The organism is Pseudomonas sp. P9_31, assembly GCF_034008235.1.
Taxonomy (GTDB): Bacteria; Pseudomonadota; Gammaproteobacteria; order Pseudomonadales; family Pseudomonadaceae; genus Aquipseudomonas.
Genome location: NZ_CP125375.1, coordinates 6,055,897 through 6,072,661 on the forward strand (window position 1 = coordinate 6,055,897; position 16,765 = coordinate 6,072,661).

The 16,765-nt window shown below is 60.9% G+C and carries 17 protein-coding genes and 1 tRNA gene; 6 read left to right on the forward strand and 12 right to left on the reverse strand.

Annotated features, from left to right (window positions below):
* The first annotated feature begins 75 nt into the window (after positions 1-75).
* On the forward strand, positions 76-1,065 hold the full coding sequence (locus tag QMK51_RS27330; protein WP_320392605.1) for a sensor domain-containing diguanylate cyclase: 990 nt from the start codon (positions 76-78) through the stop codon (positions 1,063-1,065).
* Positions 1,066-1,191: 126 nt separating this feature from the next.
* Here the strand turns inward: QMK51_RS27330 and QMK51_RS27335 are convergent, their stop codons facing one another.
* The 3 genes from QMK51_RS27335 to gabD form a co-directional block, all read right to left on the reverse strand.
* Entirely contained in the window at positions 1,192-2,406 is a 1,215-nt protein-coding gene (locus QMK51_RS27335; protein ID WP_320392606.1) for a response regulator, read from the reverse strand.
* 135 nt (positions 2,407-2,541) lie between these two features.
* The gene (gene gabT / locus QMK51_RS27340) at positions 2,542-3,819 is read right to left on the reverse strand and encodes a 4-aminobutyrate--2-oxoglutarate transaminase (RefSeq protein ID WP_223486366.1); all 1,278 of its coding nucleotides are present in this window, start codon (positions 3,817-3,819) and stop codon (positions 2,542-2,544) included.
* Between the two features lie 192 nt (positions 3,820-4,011).
* On the reverse strand, positions 4,012-5,454 hold the full coding sequence (gabD, locus tag QMK51_RS27345) for an NADP-dependent succinate-semialdehyde dehydrogenase (protein ID WP_320392607.1): 1,443 nt from the start codon (positions 5,452-5,454) through the stop codon (positions 4,012-4,014).
* A 348-nt stretch (positions 5,455-5,802) separates the two neighbouring features.
* Between gabD and QMK51_RS27350 the strand changes: the two genes are divergently transcribed.
* A tRNA-Arg gene (locus QMK51_RS27350) sits at positions 5,803-5,879 on the forward strand.
* A gap of 114 nt (positions 5,880-5,993) precedes the next feature.
* Positions 5,994-6,545: a hypothetical protein gene (locus QMK51_RS27355; protein ID WP_320392608.1), complete on the forward strand. Its 552-nt coding sequence runs from the start codon at positions 5,994-5,996 to the stop codon at positions 6,543-6,545.
* Positions 6,546-6,560: 15 nt separating this feature from the next.
* Here QMK51_RS27355 and QMK51_RS27360 read toward each other — a convergent pair whose 3' ends face one another.
* Positions 6,561-7,073, reverse strand: a complete 513-nt coding sequence (locus QMK51_RS27360; protein WP_320392609.1) for a MarR family transcriptional regulator — start codon at positions 7,071-7,073, stop codon at positions 6,561-6,563.
* A gap of 80 nt (positions 7,074-7,153) precedes the next feature.
* Here QMK51_RS27360 and QMK51_RS27365 point away from each other — a divergent pair, with 80 nt between their 5' ends.
* Positions 7,154-8,089 (forward strand): EamA family transporter, encoded by a 936-nt coding sequence (locus QMK51_RS27365; RefSeq protein ID WP_320392610.1) that lies wholly within the window; start codon positions 7,154-7,156, stop codon positions 8,087-8,089.
* Positions 8,086-8,703, forward strand: a complete 618-nt coding sequence (locus QMK51_RS27370) for a nitroreductase family protein (protein ID WP_223486356.1) — start codon at positions 8,086-8,088, stop codon at positions 8,701-8,703. The genes QMK51_RS27365 and QMK51_RS27370 overlap by 4 nt, the downstream gene beginning before the upstream one ends.
* Before the next feature lie 237 nt (positions 8,704-8,940).
* Here the strand turns inward: QMK51_RS27370 and QMK51_RS27375 are convergent, their stop codons facing one another.
* The 6 genes from QMK51_RS27375 to QMK51_RS27400 form a co-directional block, all read right to left on the reverse strand.
* Positions 8,941-9,159 (reverse strand): hypothetical protein, encoded by a 219-nt coding sequence (locus QMK51_RS27375; RefSeq protein WP_320392611.1) that lies wholly within the window; start codon positions 9,157-9,159, stop codon positions 8,941-8,943.
* Positions 9,156-9,425 (reverse strand): hypothetical protein, encoded by a 270-nt coding sequence (locus tag QMK51_RS27380; protein WP_258698101.1) that lies wholly within the window; start codon positions 9,423-9,425, stop codon positions 9,156-9,158. Before QMK51_RS27380 ends, QMK51_RS27375 begins: the two co-directional genes overlap by 4 nt.
* A gap of 21 nt (positions 9,426-9,446) precedes the next feature.
* Positions 9,447-10,067: a hypothetical protein gene (locus QMK51_RS27385; protein ID WP_320392612.1), complete on the reverse strand. Its 621-nt coding sequence runs from the start codon at positions 10,065-10,067 to the stop codon at positions 9,447-9,449.
* Positions 10,064-10,645: an RNA polymerase sigma factor gene (locus QMK51_RS27390; RefSeq protein WP_320392613.1), complete on the reverse strand. Its 582-nt coding sequence runs from the start codon at positions 10,643-10,645 to the stop codon at positions 10,064-10,066. The genes QMK51_RS27385 and QMK51_RS27390 overlap by 4 nt, the downstream gene beginning before the upstream one ends.
* A gap of 17 nt (positions 10,646-10,662) precedes the next feature.
* The gene (locus QMK51_RS27395) at positions 10,663-12,381 is read right to left on the reverse strand and encodes a VWA domain-containing protein (protein WP_320392614.1); all 1,719 of its coding nucleotides are present in this window, start codon (positions 12,379-12,381) and stop codon (positions 10,663-10,665) included.
* Positions 12,382-12,468: 87 nt separating this feature from the next.
* Positions 12,469-13,029 (reverse strand): YbhB/YbcL family Raf kinase inhibitor-like protein, encoded by a 561-nt coding sequence (locus tag QMK51_RS27400; protein WP_320392615.1) that lies wholly within the window; start codon positions 13,027-13,029, stop codon positions 12,469-12,471.
* A gap of 140 nt (positions 13,030-13,169) precedes the next feature.
* Between QMK51_RS27400 and QMK51_RS27405 the strand changes: the two genes are divergently transcribed.
* Complete coding sequence (locus QMK51_RS27405) at positions 13,170-14,699, forward strand: FAD-dependent oxidoreductase (protein WP_320392616.1); 1,530 nt, start codon at positions 13,170-13,172, stop codon at positions 14,697-14,699.
* Between the two features lie 186 nt (positions 14,700-14,885).
* On the opposite strand, the gene pgaD is transcribed toward QMK51_RS27405, so the two are convergent.
* Complete coding sequence (pgaD, locus tag QMK51_RS27410; RefSeq protein WP_320392617.1) at positions 14,886-15,413, reverse strand: poly-beta-1,6-N-acetyl-D-glucosamine biosynthesis protein PgaD; 528 nt, start codon at positions 15,411-15,413, stop codon at positions 14,886-14,888.
* Positions 15,410-16,765 carry a poly-beta-1,6-N-acetyl-D-glucosamine synthase gene (gene pgaC, locus QMK51_RS27415; protein WP_258698108.1) on the reverse strand — a complete coding sequence of 452 codons (1,356 nt, stop codon included), beginning with the start codon at positions 16,763-16,765 and terminating at the stop codon, positions 15,410-15,412. The genes pgaD and pgaC overlap by 4 nt, the downstream gene beginning before the upstream one ends.

A 16,765-nucleotide genomic window follows, 5' to 3' on the forward strand; every position in this document is an offset into this window, starting at 1 on the left:
AGACACTTCGCCATCCAGGCGGGCTTTGTGCTGGCCGCTGTCGAAATAGCGGCACGCCCTTTGAGATTTGTGCCGATGGTCAATAAAAACCTACAAGACTCATCCCTTCCACAGTGGCCCGAGGCCGCGCAAACCCTGATGGCGCTGATGCATGCGCAAGGCGAAGTGGCGCGCCTGAGCGAACGCGAACAGCTGTTCAGCTCGCTGCTGGTCAGCGTCAACGCGGTGCTTTGGGCATTCAACTGGGAAACCCGACAGGTGCTCTACGTCAGCCCGGCCTATGACCGGATCTTCGGCCGCCCCGCCGGCCTGTTGCTGTCCGACTACAACCACTGGCGCGACAGTGTTTATCCCGACGACCTGGATTACGCCGAGCGCAGCCTGGCGCAAGTGCTGGTCAACGGCGCCGTTGAAGACCGCGAGTACCGCATCATCACCGCCGACGGCCAGGTGCGCTGGCTCAGCGACAAGTGCTTCATCAACCGTCAGGCCGAGCCGGGCCAACCGGTGATTATCGTCGGCATTGCCGAAGACATCACCGAAAAGAAGCAGATGGAAACCGAGCTACACCGCTTGGCCACCACCGACGTGCTGACCCAAAGCAGCAACCGCCGACACTTCTTCGAATGCGCCCATCGCGAATTCGACCAGGCACGACTACACGGTGCGCCGATGGCCTTCCTGCTGCTGGACATCGATAACTTCAAAGTGATCAACGACACCTACGGCCATCCGGAAGGCGACATGGTGCTGCAACGGATCGCCGAGAGCGGCCGCGCAGCCCTGCGGCGTGGTGATCTGTTCGGGCGGATTGGCGGTGAGGAATTCGCTGCGGTGTTCCCCGGCTGCGCACCGGACATGGCCATGCAAGTGGCCGAGCGCCTGCAACGGGAGATTCAGCGGTTGAGTTTCAGCCATGACGACCAGACGTTCGGCATCACCGTCAGCCAGGGCCTGACCAGCCTCACGCCCGAGGATGAAAACCTCGACAGCCTGTTCGCCCGCGCCGATGCAGCGATGTACGAAGCCAAGCGCCAGGGCAAGAACCGGATTATCTCTGGCTGACAGACCTGACACGGACCTAATGTGGGAGCGGGCTTGCTCGCGAAGAGGGAGTGTCAGCCACCATTGATGTTGACTGACACACCGCTTTCGCGAGCAAGCCCGCTCCCACAAGGGTTGCCGTTGAGCTTATTTTTTGCGCAAACGCATCAACTCCGGCAATCCGATCTTGAGCAACCGCGCCGTGCGGCTCTTGGACAACGCCTCGATCCCCTCATGCTCGGTCAGGCGCGCCAGTTGTGCGGCCATGTTCATCACCAGCGCCTCGCGGGAGTAAACCCCGCCACCGAGCTGGTAAACCGCCGCAATCAGCTCTCGCAGCTCCAGGGGCAGGCGCCAGCGGGTCCGTAGCGCCGAACCATAGGCCGCGCCAAATTCGGCCAGTGCGTCGCCGACTTCTTCCAGCTCATCCAAATCACCGCCGGCTTGCTTCCACTCCTGCAAACACCGCAGCAACGCCAGGTCGCCGAGACGATGCAGCATGCCCGCGCTATAACAGCGCTCCTGATCCAGATCCAGCAAACGCGCCAACGTTCGCGCGTATTCGGCGGTGTGCAGGGACAACTCCCAATAACGCTCGGCATAATCGGCCAGGAACGGATCGCTGAGCCGGGCACTGCGCTTGAGGGCCAGCCCCAGAATCAGGTTCATGCTTTGCCCGGTGCCCAAGCGATGCAACGCCTGGGCCAGGGTTTGCACGGCGGCGCCATGATGCTGGGCCGCGCTGTTGGCGGCAGCGATCAAGACAGCGGTGATTTGCGGATCGGTGCGGATCTCGTCTTCCAGCCGCGTCAGATCGAGGCCATTGGGATTGAGACTACGGTTGATCGCCACCTGCACATCGGTCATCAACGGCGCACCGTCCGCCAGTTCGCGCCGCCGCTCCAGATACACCGACAAGGTCATGCCCGGCGCCAATGACGGCACCTCGCAGGACACCTCTTCACCAGCGTTCAGCAATAAATCCTGCAGGCGCTGGGTCAGGCTTTCCATGTTCAAGGGTTTGGTCAGGTACGCCGTGGGCGCCAGAGGCAAGGCTTCGCGCACGCTGGCGCTGTCGTTGCGGCTGCTCATCAGAATGAAGGGCAGCGGCGGATTACGTTTGCGCTGACGAACACTGCGCAAGACATTCAGGCCATCGACGCCGGGCAACTCCCAGTCGACGATCACCAGGTCATAAGGATTTTCCGCCAACAGCTGCAGGGCCTCCTGGCCGTCAGCACACAGGTCCAGCCGCGCGTCGCAGCGCACATTCAACAACACCTGCTTGAGCAGGTCACGGGGCCAAGGGTCGGCCTCGGCAATCAGCACACGCGGTACAGCGGGTAACACTACAGCAGTCATCTGCACACTCCAACGGCAATGCTTGCACCTTAGTCAATGCTGGCCATTCGATACAGCTCAATTGCCCTGATGTGTTCCAAGGGGCATAAAAAAACCCGCCGAAGCGGGTTTTTTGTCGATCAGTTCACAAATGAATCAGAGCTCGGCGAAGCACTCTTCCATGATCGCCAGGCCTTTATCCAGTTGCTCGTCCGGCGCGGTCAGCGGTACCAGCACGCGCAGAACGTTGCCATAGGTGCCGCACGACAGCAGGATCAGGCCCTTGTCGCGCGCCTTGGCCACAACCGATGCCACGGCAGCAGCGTTCGGCTTGTGGCTGTCGCCGTCGACGAACAGCTCGACCGCGATCATTGCGCCCAAGGCACGCACTTCGCCGATCACCGGATACTTGGCCTGGATAGCCTTCAGGCCAGTCACCAGACGCTCGCCAACCGCTTTGCAACGGTCTAGCAGATGCTCTTCTTCAAACACTTCCATCACCGCCAGAGCCGCGGCGCAAGCGATCGGACTACCGGCATAAGTGCCGCCCAGGCCGCCTGGAGCGATGGCGTCCATGTATTCGGCCTTGCCGCACACACCGGCCAGCGGGAAGCCGCCAGCGATGGATTTGGCGAAAGTGGTCAGGTCGGCGGCAACGCCCATCTGTTCCATGGCAAAGAAAGTGCCGGTACGGCCAGCGCCAGTCTGTACTTCGTCAGCGATCAACAGAATGCCGTGCTGGTCGCACAGGGCACGCAGGCGCTTCATGAACTCTTTAGGCGCGACGTAGAAACCGCCTTCGCCCTGCACCGGCTCGATGATGATGGCGGCGATGTCACGCGGCTCGGCGTCGTTCTTGAAGATGCGCTCGATGCTGGCGATCGAATCGTCGATGCTCACACCGTGCAGCTCGTTCGGGTACAGCGCGCGGAAGATGCCGCCTGGCATCAGGCCCATGCCGGCCGAGTAAGGCACGACTTTTCCGGTCAGGCCCAGGGTCATCATGGTGCGACCGTGGTAAGCGCCGGTGAACGCGATCACGCCGGCACGGCCAGTGGCGGCGCGGGCGATTTTCACGGCGTTTTCCACGGCTTCGGAACCCGTGGTCACCAACAGGGTTTTCTTGGCGAAATCACCTGGCACCTTGGCGTTGATTTTTTCGCACAGTTCCACGTACGGCTCGTAGGCCAGGACCTGGAAGCAGGTGTGGGTCAGCTTGTTCAGTTGAGCAGTCACGGCCGCAATGACTTTCGGGTGCAGGTGACCGGTGTTCAACACGGCGATACCGCCGGCGAAGTCGATGAACTCGCGACCTTCAACGTCGGTCACGGTGGCGTTCTTCGCGTGGTCGGCGAAGATCGGGTGAATCTGGCCAACACCGCGCGGTACAGCGGCTTCGCGGCGTTTCATCAGGGATGCGTTAGTCTTGCTCATAGTGTCCTCATTCACCGCTCATCGGGCGGCGTGGTTCAAGGATTAAGCGGCGGGGAGGCAACTACGGCAGCATGCGATGATCGACTGCCACAGCTTTCCCGGCCACAGAGAAAATTCCGTTTGAAGCGGCGCAAAGGGCAGCGCTCTCGTGCCCTTTACGCTTGAAGCAATGCCTGCTTATGTTTTCCGAGCTTAGATACCCAGACAGAGGTATTTGATTTCCAGGTAATCCTCGATGCCGTACTTGGAGCCTTCACGGCCCAGGCCCGATGCCTTGATGCCGCCGAACGGCGCGACTTCATTGGAGATCAACCCGGTGTTGACGCCAACCATGCCGTATTCCAGGGCTTCAGCCACACGGAACACACGGCCCAGATCGCGAGCATAGAAGTACGAGGCCAGACCGAACTCAGTGTCGTTGGACATCGCGATCACATCGGCTTCATCTTTGAAGCGGAACAGTGGCGCCAATGGGCCGAAGGTTTCTTCCTTGGCCACGGCAGCGTTATTCGGCACGTTGGTCAGGATGGTCGGCTCGAAGAAGTTGCCTTCCATCACCTTGCCACCGGACAGCACGGTTGCGCCTTTGCCAACAGCGTCAGCAATGTGCTCTTGAACCTTGGCCACGGCTTTTTCGTCGATCAGCGGGCCCGTGGTGGTGCCATCTTCCAGACCGTTGCCGATCTTGAGTTTGGCCACGGCCACTTTCAGTTTTTCGGCGAACGCGTCGTACACCGAATCCTGAATGTACAGGCGGTTGGCGCAGACGCAGGTCTGGCCGTTGTTGCGGTACTTGGAAATGATCGCGCCTTCGACGGCCTTATCCAGGTCTGCGTCGTCGAACACGATGAACGGCGCGTTGCCGCCCAGTTCCAGCGAGACTTTCTTGATGTCCTTGGCGCACTCGGTCATCAACTGACGACCGATTTCGGTCGAGCCGGTGAACGACAGTTTGCGCACGATCGGGTTGCCGGTCAGCTCGCTGCCAATGTCGCCGGCGCTGCCGGTCACCACACTGAACACACCGTTCGGAATACCGGCACGCTGGGCCAGTTCAGCCAGGGCGAATGCAGAGAACGGAGTTTGCGAAGCAGGCTTGAGCACCATGGTGCAACCGGCGGCCAGGGCCGGGCCGGCTTTACGGGTGATCATCGCGGCCGGGAAGTTCCACGGAGTAATCGCGGCGGTCACGCCGATCGGCTGCTTGATCACGATCAGGCGCTTGTCTGGCTGGTGGCCCGGAATCACGTCACCGTAGACGCGTTTGGCTTCTTCAGCGAACCACTCGATAAAGGAAGCGGCGTAAACGATCTCGCCCTTGGCTTCAGCCAATGGCTTGCCCTGCTCCAGAGTCATCAGGCGAGCCAGGTCGTCCTGGTTCTCGATGATCAGCTCGAACCAGCGACGCAGTTTGTTCGCACGATCCTTGGCGGTCAGTGCACGCCAGGCCGGCAGCGCTTTGTCAGCGGCTTCGATCGCACGGCGGGTTTCGGCAGCGCCCATTTTCGGCACAGTGCCCAGAATTTCGCCCGTTGCCGGGTTATTGACCTTGATCGTCTGACCGTTGTCCGCATCGACCCAAGCGCCATCGATAAAGGCTTGCTGGCGGAACAACTGGGTGTCTTTAAGCTGCATGTCGGCTTTCCTTAACAGCACCGCGCAGGCGCGGAGCGAATTATGATTGTAGAAAGGCGCCTTATAGGCTGCCGTCAGGGAAATCATTCACCGGGCTGAAGCACATAAATAGCGCACAAATCGAACTCGTGCGGTTCAGCACCCAGACAAGAGCGTTTGAAATCTCAAACGAATCCTAGGATCAAAGGGGGTAAAGGACAATAGGCTGTTCGAAAAAAAGAACGAAAACGCCGCATTGGCTTATTTTTTCTGATCAACGTAGCAAACGCAGGTTACGCTTGGGAAAAACGCAGGCGATTCAGCAGCATGGACGCCCGCAGCGCATATGAGTATCATGGCGCCCGCATTGCACCAGTAGCTCAGCTGGATAGAGTACTGCCCTCCGAAGGCAGGGGTCGTGGGTTCGAATCCCGCCTGGTGCACCATCTTCTTTCCCTTGTATTACAAGGGGATAGCGCTCCTGACAGAAACCTGTCCTAGTCCTGAAAGTCGTTTTTGCCACAAATTTGCCACACTTGAACGTGGCAGGAATGGTCGAAATGGCAACAATCAGGAATCGCGGCGAGTATCAGTGGGAAGCGCAAATCCGCCTCAAAGGCTATCCAGCCCAAAGAAAAACCTTCGAAACCAAGTCCGATGCCCAAGCCTGGGCACGCATGATCGAAAGCGAAATCGACCGAGGCATTTTTGTCTCTCGCGTCGAGGCTGAACACACCGCCTTTCATCAACTCATTGATCGCTATATCTCCGAGACCGCTCCGAAGCACAAGGGCGCGTATTCGGAAATCAAGCGCCTGGAAGCGCTCAAGCGTCATCCGCTGGCGACACGCATCGTTGCCACCCTCTCCTCTTCAGATTTTGCCCGCTACCGTGACGAGCGCTTGAAAATCCGCAAGGGCAATACGGTGAAGCGTGAACTCGCATTGCTCCAATGCGTCTGTCGGCTGCGTCACCGCGCCAAGAATCTGTTTATGATCTCGCGAGCTAGAGGAGACAAGGTAAAGCAGCCGAAGAAGCGCATTTTACGGGCTGTAAATGAGCATTCTGAGGCTGTTTTTAACACGGTATCGCCGACGCGCAGCAGGTCATAAACAGGTTTTTAGAAATCACTCGGCCGCCGGTTCCAAGACCGCCAACAGCTCCGATAGCCGCTCATCCAACTGCGCCAGCTGTGCCGCCGCTATAGGTGCCAGAATCCGCGCCTCGTTGGCGACATGGGCGGTCACCGCGCGGTCGATCAGCGCCAGCCCGGCCGGGGTCAATTGCACTAGCAGGCTGCGCGCGTCGCTGGGGTTGGGCGTGCGGCTGACCCAGCCGGCGGCCTCCAGCTGCTGCAGCTGCCGGGTCATGGTGCCGGAGGTGATCATCAAGGACGAAAACAGCGCGGTCGGCGCCAGGCAGTGGGGCGCGCCGGCGCGACGCAGGGTGGCCAGCACATCGAACTCCCAGGCGTTCAGGCCGAAAGCGCTGAAGACCTTAGCCAGTTCACGCTGCAGCAGCACCGAGCAGCGCTTGACCCGGCCAATGGTGCCCATGGGGCTGACGTCCAGATCCGGACGCTCGCGGCGCCACTGCCGAAGAATCATGTCGACCGCATCGGCCTGTCGTTCGGTTGTCATGCTTTACTCCTCAAAATTTATCTTGAACTCAAGACAAAATACTACTAACTTCCATTTTATCTTGAATGCGAGGTAAATACATGCGCAAGTTAAGCACCCGCAGTTCCTGGCTGGACGTCCTGAGCACGGCGCTGGCCCCGGCCATCTGGGGCTCGACCTATATAGTCACCACCGAACTCTTGCCAGTGAATCGGCCCTTTACCGCCGCCTTGCTGCGCGCGTTGCCGGCCGGTCTATTGCTGGTGCTGTACAGCCGGCATCTGCCCAAACGCGCCGAATGGCTGCGCCTGATGATACTGGCGGCGCTGAATATCGGCTTCTTCCAAGCCCTGCTGTTTGTCGCCGCCTACCGCTTGCCCGGAGGCCTGGCTGCCGTGGTCGGGGCCATCCAGCCGCTGCTGGTGATGGGCCTGGTATGGACACTGGACCGCCAATGCCCGTCTTATCTGGCGGCCGGCGCCAGCGTGCTGGGGATAGTCGGGATGGCCGCGCTGCTGCTGGCGCCGGGCGCCTCTTGGGACCCGATCGGCATAACCGCGGCCTTTATCGGCACCGCCTGCATGGCGGTCGGCACCTACCTGACACGGCGCTGGCAGCTGGCGATACCGCTGCTGGCCTTTACCGGCTGGCAGTTGCTGGTGGGCGGCCTGTTGCTGCTGCCGCTTGCCTGGCTGGTCGATCCGCCGCTGCCGAGCCTAAGCCTCAGCCAGTGGTTGGGTTACGCCTACCTGTCGCTGTTCGGCGCACTGCTGGCCTATGTGCTGTGGTTTCGCGGGATTGCCCGGTTGGCGCCGGTGGCGGTGTCATCATTGGGCTTGCTCAGCCCGCTGGTGGCCGTACTACTGGGTTGGGCGCTGCTGGAACAGAGCATCACCGGCCTGGCGCTGCTGGGGCTGATCACAGTGTTGGGCAGCATCCTGGCGGTGCAATGGGCATCGACCTCAGGCTCGCCGGCCAACCAAAAGCACACTGATTTATCCACTCTAGAAAACCCTGTGCAGCGGAGAATGCTATGAACACTGCCATCAAGGACCTTATCGAGTCGCGAGTTTCCACCACCCGCTATCAGGCCGGTCGCGATCTGCCCGAGTCGGTCATCCGCGAGCTGGTGCAGCTGGCCACCCGCGCGCCCTCGGCCTACAACCTGCAGAACTGGAAATTTGTCGCGGTGCGCTCGGACGCAGCCAAGGCCCGCTTGCATGCCGTGGCCTACCAGCAGCGCCAAGTGCTGGACGCCCCCGTGACCTTTATCATCTGTGGCACCCTGGCGGCCCACGAGACGCTGCCGCAGATGCTGCAGCCCTCGGTCGACGCCGGCATTCTGCCGCCCGCCACCCTCCAGGGCTGGGCGGCCATGGCCAGCGAATCCCACGCGGGCAATCCGCAGCTGCAACGCGACGAGGCGCTGCGTTCGGCCTCCCTCACCGCCATGACGCTGATGTTGGCGGCTCAAGGCATGGGCCTGGCCAGCGGGGCCATGAGCGGCTTCGATGCCGAGGGCGTGACGCGAGAGTTCGACCTAGGGGCCAATGAACTGCCGGTCATGCTGGTCACCGCCGGCTACCCGGCCGCCGGCAACTGGCCGCAAAAAGTGCGTCGGCCTTTGCATGAGGTGCTGGCATTCGCCTAAGAGCCTGTTTGCGATCTTTTGAGCAGTAGAACGAGAAAGGCCAAATGGATGAACTGCAAACAGGTGTTGAGTCAGGGTAGTGGAATGGCGTGGGACGGGCACGGTGGTTGATGATGTGGTGAAAGTTTTGACGCGACCACCGCAGTCGACGACGCAACAAGCCGCAGAATAGCGGCAACTCACCCAAAAATTGCAGGCCCCGATTTTTCGGGGCCTGCAATTTTTGAGTGAGTATTTTCAAGGGCGGCTACGCTCTGCTTCAAACTCATCAATGAGCGCATCAAGCTCGGCAAATAGTGTTTCGGCAGGAATAGCCGGACGTGGGTTATTAAGGCTGGAGCCAATAGACTCACGTATTTCTGCGGCTCGTTGCTGATAGGCCGTGTGCGGCAAGGGTTGAGCAGCAGGGTGGCTATGGTCGAGAGCGGCAACGGGCCGCCGAAGCGGTTTTTTCATTCTGTCGTCCAGTCAAACTCGTCGTACTCATCATCGTCTTCTTCATCCTCGATCAACTCATCATCAAGGACATCTTCCTCAAGCGCTTCCTCTTCCTGCTTCGCCAGCAGAAACTCCTTACGACTCTCAGTCACTGCTCGCCGTAATTCCTCACCCTTCACCGGGCAGTTGAGCATTTGGGCGATGCGGTCGATTTTTTGGGCCACGGCATCCTCCAACGCATCGGCTATAGGCCGATAGTGCGCGCTTTCGGGTGTCGATGCCAAATTTGCCGACCGCTGTTTACCTCATTTTTTCTGCAACTCCTTGAGTCGGGCCGCAAGGTTTTCCTTGGGAAAGCGCTTGTGCAATGTCGTCATCAGCGCCTCGGCGGCTTGGGTCTGACCGGCGTCTTGCAGGCGTATCACTTCACGTAATTGATCATCCAGTGACTTAACCGGCGCGGCGGCGCGTTTGCTGAGTTTGGCTTCGTCGGCCATTTCGCTGTTGATCGACTCACGCTGCATCGGTGCAGAAAATTCAGCCATGGGTGCAGCCGGTGCGGGCGCGGACATAACGCCGGCCGGTTCATCCTGGGAGCGCGCAGCGGCTTCCGGTTTGGCGAGCGGTGCGGACGCTTTCGGCGCAGGTGCGAAGTCGTAACTCGGCAGTTGTTCCGGTGTGCGTTGCACCAGTGCCAGCATCAGCGCGACGCCGACGAGGCTGGCGAATGCCACTTGCCAGCGGGGTTGCTGGCAGGCGTGGAGCCAGCGTTGCCACAGGTTTGGCTTCGGCTTGGGGGCTTCCCGGTGTGCGGTGGCGAGGATGAAGGCGTCGAGATGGGCCGGTGGTTCGCCGTTGCTGTGATCGCGAAAATGCTTGATCACTTCATCGTCGGGCGATGACGGTGTTTGTTTGGCGTCAGTCATGTCAGTACCTCCTCGGCCAGCAGCCGACGCAGTTTTTGCTGGGCGTAGCGCAAGCGACTTTTGACGGTTTCCAGCGGTGTTTCGGTGAGGGTGGCGATCTGCGGCAGGTCGAGGTCGCCGTGGGAGCGCAGCAGGAACACTTCGCGCTGGTCGGCGGGCAGGGTTTGCAGGGCGGCTTCGAGGCGTTGACCGTCGCGGCTCAGGCTCAGCAGTTGTTCGGGGTCGGCTGCGTCATCGACCAGGGCGTGGGTTTGTTCGTCATAGCGGTCGTGCAAGGGGTTGTGGATGCCGTGTTTGCGCCAGTGATCGATCAGTCGGTTGCGGGCAATCTGGTAGAGCCAGGTACGAAAGTTCGCCCGGCCTTGTGGCTGACTGGTGCTGCGGATCAGGCTCAGCCAGGTTTCCTGGTACACCTCTTCGGCCAGTTCGGGTTTACCGCTGAGGCTGAGGAGGAATCGATAAAGGCCTTGGCGATGACGGGCGTACAAAACCTCGAACGCCGTCCCGTCGCCGGAGCGGTAGCGCGCCAGCAGCGATTCATCGCTGCTGGTGGCTGAGCTGATTTCAGGATCGGACATGTCAGCGCTGGCCTCTTTCACTCTATCCGGTTGTCGTTGGGCTGTTGATTCGAGGCGGTCGGGGTTCGCAGGCTCTGCGCCAACTCCACCAATTGCACGAATTCACCGCGCAGACCGAATTGATCATCGCCCCGTGCGCCACGGGCCAGGGCTTCGGTGTCCTTCAGGCTGAAATTACCGGTGTAACGCCCGTCCTTGAGCTGCTGGGAAAAGGCAGCGACGGCGGCGGCAAAGCGCAGGTCATCGCTGGCTGTCGAGAGTTTGCCGGCCTCACCCTTCAGGATTGGCCGCTCGATCAAGCGACTATTCCCACCTTCCGGCAACTGATAACGCACTCGCAGCATCGCTAATTCCCCGGTTTTTGCGGAAACATCGGCCGCAGGATTGCCATAGCGCAGCGGTTCCAGCCAGCCCTTCTCACCCTTGGGCACAATTTCATACAACGCCGTCACCGTATGCCCTGCACCGATTTCTCCGGCGTCGACTTTGTCGTTGCTGAAATCCTCACGCTTCAAGGCGCGATTTTCATAACCCAACAGCCGATATTCGCTGACCTGCGCCGGGTTGAACTCCACTTGCAGCTTCACGTTCTTCGCCACCACCGCCAGGGTCGAGCCGAGCTGGTCCACCAGCACCTTGCGCGCCTCGCGCAGGTTGTCGATGTAGGCGTAGTTACCGTCGCCAGCGTCGGCCAGTTGTTCCATCAGGTGTTCATTGTAGTTATCCACACCAAAACCCAGGGTGGTCAGGGACACGCCGGTTTTGCGTTTATCCACAGCCATTTGTTTGAGGCTGTCGAAGTCGCTGATGCCGACGTTGAAGTCACCATCGGTGGCCAGCAGGATGCGGTTGATGCCTTTGGGGATAAACGCCTGTTGCGCCATTTGGTAAGCCAGTTCGATACCCGACGCGCCGGCGGTCGAGCCGCCCGCCGTCAATTGATCGATAGCGGTACGAATTTTCGCTTTTTCCCGTCCGGAAGTCGGCTCCAGCACCACACGGGATTCTCCGGCGTAGACCACCAGTGAAACCCGGTCCTGCTCGCGCAGTTGATCGACCAGCAATTTCAGGGTGCTTTTGACCAGGGGCAAGCCTTCGCGACGGTCCATGGAGCCGGACACGTCCACCAGAAACACCAGGTTTGCCGGGGCCAGCTCCGCCACCGCGCGGTCGGAGGCCTTGATGCCGATGCGCAGCAACCGGGCATGCGGGTTCCAGGGCGACGGCGCCAGCTCGGTGGTCACGCCGAACGGCGAACCATCGGTGGGCAAGGCGTAATCGTAGGGGAAGTAATTGACCATTTCTTCCAGGCGCACCGCCCCTTCGGGAGGCAAACGCCCCTGATTGAGCAAGCGCCGGACATTGGCGTAAGCGCCGGTATCGACGTCGGCACTGAAGGTCGAGACCGGCGCCTCGGCCACGCTGTGAATCGGGTTATCGGCCAGCGCCTGATACTGCTCCCGCTGTTCATCCCGATAGCCCTGTGGATAAGCCTCACCGGCCGGCATTGGCGCGAAAGCGACCAACGGTGCAGGTCGCGCACTGTGCTTGGCCAGCGCGGTGTCCGCCATGGCCGCCTCACGCACCAACGCCTCAGTTTTCAGCTCACGTTGAGCCGGGGGCGCAACCGTTACGGAGTCAGGTGTGGATGAAGCACCGCAACCGGCAATGGCCAGCAACAATCCGGCGGCGAAACCCTGGGCGGCCGGGCGGAGGAACTGCAGAGGGAGGGACATGGGGGCTGACCTCAGGAGGAAATTGACTCATTCATCCTCTGAGACGGACAGCCCGCCGGGTTCGGGTTAATTCACCGGAAAAAATCTTCAGCGGTGATAACGCCGCACCACGCTGCTGTTTTTCAGCACATGGCCTTTGATCTGCTCCATCAGCTGCGCGCGGGTCAGGCCGGCAGGCAGGGCCTCTGGCGCCAGGTCCAGAGCGTAGAGCTGGATGATGTAGTGATGGGAGCTGTCGCCGACAGGCGGGCAAGGGCCAATGTAGGTGGTGGTGCCTTTGATGTTGGTGCCGCCCACGCCTTCGAGGGTGGATTTGGTGCCGACGCCGGCCGGGATCTGACGGGTCGAGGCCTTGATGCCGTAACGAATCCAGTGATCGACGCCCAGGCCTTTCTGGCCGTCCGGGTCGTGCATGACGATGGCGTAGCTGAGGGTGCCTGGAGGGCCGGCGTTCCAGCTCAGGGCCGGAGACTGGTTCTTGCCGCCGCAACCGCTGGCATCGCTGGCCTCCGCCACCGTGAACAGCCGATTGTCCGAAACACCGGGAATACTGAGGGTGAAACGCTCCTGGGCCTGCGCTGGCAACTGCACGCAAAGGGCGACTGCAACGGCCGCCAGCCAAGGGTTCAAAGAGGTCAATCGGGTCATACCGGAGCACCTTGTGCGGGGTGGGGCCGTCGTCGGCTCGCAAACTATAGCCGGACCGTTCGTGCGGTGGCAGTGGGAATTGGCTGAACCTGGGAATAAGCGCCAAACTTCTAATTGAAACACCTGCCTGGAGATCGATCATGGCACTGCACCGCGTCGCCCGTTTCGCCGATGTGCCCCTTGACCGTGGCCTTGAGGTCCGAATCGACAAGATGAAAATCGTCTTGCTACGGGTCGGCGATCAATTGCGCGCCTATCAGGGCAAATGCCCCCACGCCGGGGCTCCCTTGGCCAAAGGTGCGCTGTGCGAGGGACGGCTGATCTGCCCGTGGCACAAGGCGGCTTATCGGCTCGAAGACGGCGCGCTGTTCGAACCACCGTCTCTGGACAGTCTGCGGCGTTACCCGCTTGAAGTTCGCGATGATGAGGTCTGGGTCGATGACCAGCCGATGCCCAGCCCCAGCACACCGCCGGTGGACGATAAGCGGACCTTTGCGATCATCGGTGCCGGTGCCGCCGGTACGGCCTGCGCTGCGGCGCTGCGGGAGAAAGGCTTCGGCGGCCGGGTGCTGCTGATCGACCGTGAACCCGAGGCCGGTTACGACCGGACGGTATTGAGCAAGTTCGTGATTGCCGGGGAGATGCCGCCGGACGAAGTTCCGCCTCTGCGGGATGAAGATTTTTATCGTGAACAGCGCATTGAACGGATAAACAGCGATGTTTTGGGCCTGGATACACCGAACCGGACTCTGCGACTGGCCGACGGTCAATCGTTGAGCTACGACGCCGCCGTGATTGCCACCGGAGGCATACCAAAATCCCTGTCGCTGCCGGGCACCGATCTACCGCAGGTATTCGTGCTGCGCTCGAAGGCGCAAGCGCAGCAGATTCTGAAGACGGCAAAACCTGGCCAACGGGCAGTGATTGTCGGCGACAGCTTCATTGGCCTGGAATCCGCTTCGTCCCTGCGTCAGTACGGCCTGGACGTCACCGTCCTGGCCCGCCATGCCATCCCCTTCAAGGCGCAATTCGGCGACGCCGTCGGCAAGGCGATTCGTGCCCTGCACGAGGCTAACGGCGTGGTGTTTCATACCGATGGTGAAGCCGCGAAGATCGAAGGCACAGGCAAGGTCGAAGCGGTGCTGCTGGACAACGGTCAACGCATTGCGGCGGACCTGGTGTTGGTCGGGATTGGTGTCACCCCGGCAACGGCCCCGTTTGCCGATCTGCCAAAAGAAAAAGACCAGTCATTGAAGGTCGACGGCGGAATGCGCGTGACCGACGGGCTCTGGGCCGTCGGCGACATCGCGACCTTCCCGCTCAACGGCCAGCCTCAACGGATCGAGCACTGGCGCCTGGCCCAACAACAGGCGCGGATTGCAGCGGCGAATATGCTCGGCGGCGACGAACGCTACCTCGACGTGCCGTATTTCTGGACCTGGCACTTTGGCAAAAACTACGACTACCTCGGACACGCCGAGGCCTGGGACGAGGTTGAATTCAAAGGCGACCCAGAACATCCGCCGTTTATTGGCCTGTTCGGCAAGAACGGCGTGGTAGCGGCCGCCGTTGCCTGCGATCAGGAACGGGCGATGGCGATGCTCGCCGAACGAATGAAACAGCCGCTGTCGGTGGATGAGGCGTGGCGCCTGGTTCGTGACCTGAGCTGACGGCGACTTTGTGGCGAGGGAGCTTGTCGGATCGCCGCACCGTCCCGTTCGTCTGCGAAGCAGACGCAAAATCGGCGACTGCGCTCTATCAGATACAGCGCGGTTAATGGCATCGGGAGTCCTTCGGCCTGGGGCGCCAGCCCGGTCCAGCGGGAGCAAGCTCCCTCGCCACAGATGAGCGAACGCCTAGAAATGGCTCATTGGCTCGCGGTTGTCGTCATCTTCGGCTGGCAGGCGGATCACCAGCGGATGCTCGAGCGGCGCCAAAGGCGGCGGTAGCTCGGCCGGGTCGACGCGGAAGACGTGCGTAATGACATGGCTGACATCGCCTTCCTGATCGTTGTGAATGGTCATCGAGCCCGGTGTGCGCAGCTTCTCCAGGCGGTCACCGGTGAGCTTGAAGCTTTGTCTCAGCCCCTGATCGTCCGCCACCGGTGCCGGCAAACGGCGTTGGGCGAAGCTCTTGCTTTTGCGCTGTTGATAACGCGCCCACGCGATCAGGATCACCGCGTTAAACGACGCCACCCACAGGTAAATCTGCAACGTGCCGAGGGCGTCGAAAAATGACGCATCGATACGCGGGCCGTCATGGGTATCGATCAATGGCCACAAACCTCGCGCCAGCAAATACAGCAGCCCGATCCACGCCAGTACGGTGAAGAAAACATCGATCACGACCAGAAAGGGTCGCTGCCGGGTTCTGATGATTTTCATTTGATGACCTCCTCTTCATCATCATTCAGCGGCTTGATGCCCCGGTCCGGACTGACCCAGCGCGCGCGCTTCTGATGTTGACCGAACAGCACTTTGGGGAAGCTGACCAGGGTGGTGAGCAGGCTGATGAGCCAGAACACCAGCGGATACCAGACCACCCAGAACATGGTCTTCCCGAGGCCCTTTTCGTAACGGCGGTCGATCAGGATGCTGACGGCGAATTGCACCAGGCAGACCACCGCCAACACCAGCCCGGTAAAGGCCGGTGGCATCAGGTGATCGACGGCAATGGCGGATGGCATGTCGACGAATTTGCCGACGCCCCAAAAGATCACCGACAGCAGAAAGGTGAAGGCCCAACCGGTGGACAGGCAGTATTCGAACAGCAGCGGCCACAGGTAACGATGGCGGTATTGCCAGATGCCGCGAATGTTCTTGAACAGCACCTCGGCGCCGCCCTGAGCCCAGCGCAGACGCTGTTTCCACAGGCCGCCGAGGGTTTCCGGCATCAGGATCCAGCACAGGGCGCGGGGCTCGTAGAAAATGCTCCAGTGATCCAGTTGCAGTTTCCAACTGATGTCGATGTCTTCGGTGATCATGTCCGGGCTCCAGTAGCCGACCCGATTCAGGGCCGTGCGACGGAAAGCGACGATCACCCCGGAGACGGTAAAGATCCGCCCGAATACCCGTTGGGTGCGTTTGATCAGGCCGATGATCGACGAGAACTCGCCGACCTGTACGCGGCCGACCAGGGTCGAACGGGTGCGGATTCGCGGGTTGCCGGTCACGGCGCCCAGTCGCGCATTGTCGAGCATCGGTGCTACCAGATACGCCGCGGTGTTCGGCGCCAGCAGCGCATCGCCGTCGATGCACACCAGATATTCGCTGCGCGCCGCGATGGCGCCCATGCGCAGGGCCACGGCCTTGCCCTGGTTTTCCGCCAGGTGCAGCACCCGCAGACGCGGATCCTGCGCCGCCAGTGCATCGAGCACCGCGGCGGTGTTGTCCTTGGAGCCGTCGTTGATCGCGATCACTTCGATGTTCGGGTAATGCTGGGCCAGCGCCGCGTGAATGGTATCGGCGGCGTTGTCGCCTTCGTTGTAGCAAGGGATCAGGATCGAGATCAGTGGTTCGCCGGCCAGCGGGGGCGGCAAGGTATCGTCCTGCCACGGCCAGTGCCGCTCCCAGTGCAGCCAGAAATACAGGCCGCCGGCGATCCACAGTCCCGACATGAACAGTGGATAGAAGAACACGAAGTCCATCAGGAATTGCCCGGTGAGCAGAAAGATCAGCCCGAGGGGAACCCCAAGGACGATCGCCAGAACCAGCAGGGCCAGAAGTCTATCCAGCAT

What these genes read in the sequence shown, in the direction of transcription:
- QMK51_RS27405 (WP_320392616.1), top strand. Translation starts at nt 13,170, where the DNA reads ATGGCACTGCACCGCGTCGCCCGTTTCGCCGATGTGCCCCTTGACCGT.
- QMK51_RS27355 (WP_320392608.1), top strand. Translation starts at nt 5,994, where the DNA reads ATGGCAACAATCAGGAATCGCGGCGAGTATCAGTGGGAAGCGCAAATC.
- QMK51_RS27365 (WP_320392610.1), top strand. Translation starts at nt 7,154, where the DNA reads ATGCGCAAGTTAAGCACCCGCAGTTCCTGGCTGGACGTCCTGAGCACG.
- gabD (WP_320392607.1), bottom strand. Translation starts at nt 5,454, where the DNA reads ATGCAGCTTAAAGACACCCAGTTGTTCCGCCAGCAAGCCTTTATCGAT.
- gabT (WP_223486366.1), bottom strand. Translation starts at nt 3,819, where the DNA reads ATGAGCAAGACTAACGCATCCCTGATGAAACGCCGCGAAGCCGCTGTA.
- QMK51_RS27370 (WP_223486356.1), top strand. Translation starts at nt 8,086, where the DNA reads ATGAACACTGCCATCAAGGACCTTATCGAGTCGCGAGTTTCCACCACC.
- QMK51_RS27400 (WP_320392615.1), bottom strand. Translation starts at nt 13,029, where the DNA reads ATGACCCGATTGACCTCTTTGAACCCTTGGCTGGCGGCCGTTGCAGTC.
- pgaD (WP_320392617.1), bottom strand. Translation starts at nt 15,413, where the DNA reads ATGAAAATCATCAGAACCCGGCAGCGACCCTTTCTGGTCGTGATCGAT.
- QMK51_RS27390 (WP_320392613.1), bottom strand. Translation starts at nt 10,645, where the DNA reads ATGTCCGATCCTGAAATCAGCTCAGCCACCAGCAGCGATGAATCGCTG.
- QMK51_RS27335 (WP_320392606.1), bottom strand. Translation starts at nt 2,406, where the DNA reads ATGACTGCTGTAGTGTTACCCGCTGTACCGCGTGTGCTGATTGCCGAG.
- QMK51_RS27330 (WP_320392605.1), top strand. Translation starts at nt 76, where the DNA reads ATGGTCAATAAAAACCTACAAGACTCATCCCTTCCACAGTGGCCCGAG.
- QMK51_RS27395 (WP_320392614.1), bottom strand. Translation starts at nt 12,381, where the DNA reads ATGTCCCTCCCTCTGCAGTTCCTCCGCCCGGCCGCCCAGGGTTTCGCC.
- QMK51_RS27375 (WP_320392611.1), bottom strand. Translation starts at nt 9,159, where the DNA reads ATGAAAAAACCGCTTCGGCGGCCCGTTGCCGCTCTCGACCATAGCCAC.
- QMK51_RS27385 (WP_320392612.1), bottom strand. Translation starts at nt 10,067, where the DNA reads ATGACTGACGCCAAACAAACACCGTCATCGCCCGACGATGAAGTGATC.
- pgaC (WP_258698108.1), bottom strand. Translation starts at nt 16,765, where the DNA reads ATGCTGGATAGACTTCTGGCCCTGCTGGTTCTGGCGATCGTCCTTGGG.
- QMK51_RS27360 (WP_320392609.1), bottom strand. Translation starts at nt 7,073, where the DNA reads ATGACAACCGAACGACAGGCCGATGCGGTCGACATGATTCTTCGGCAG.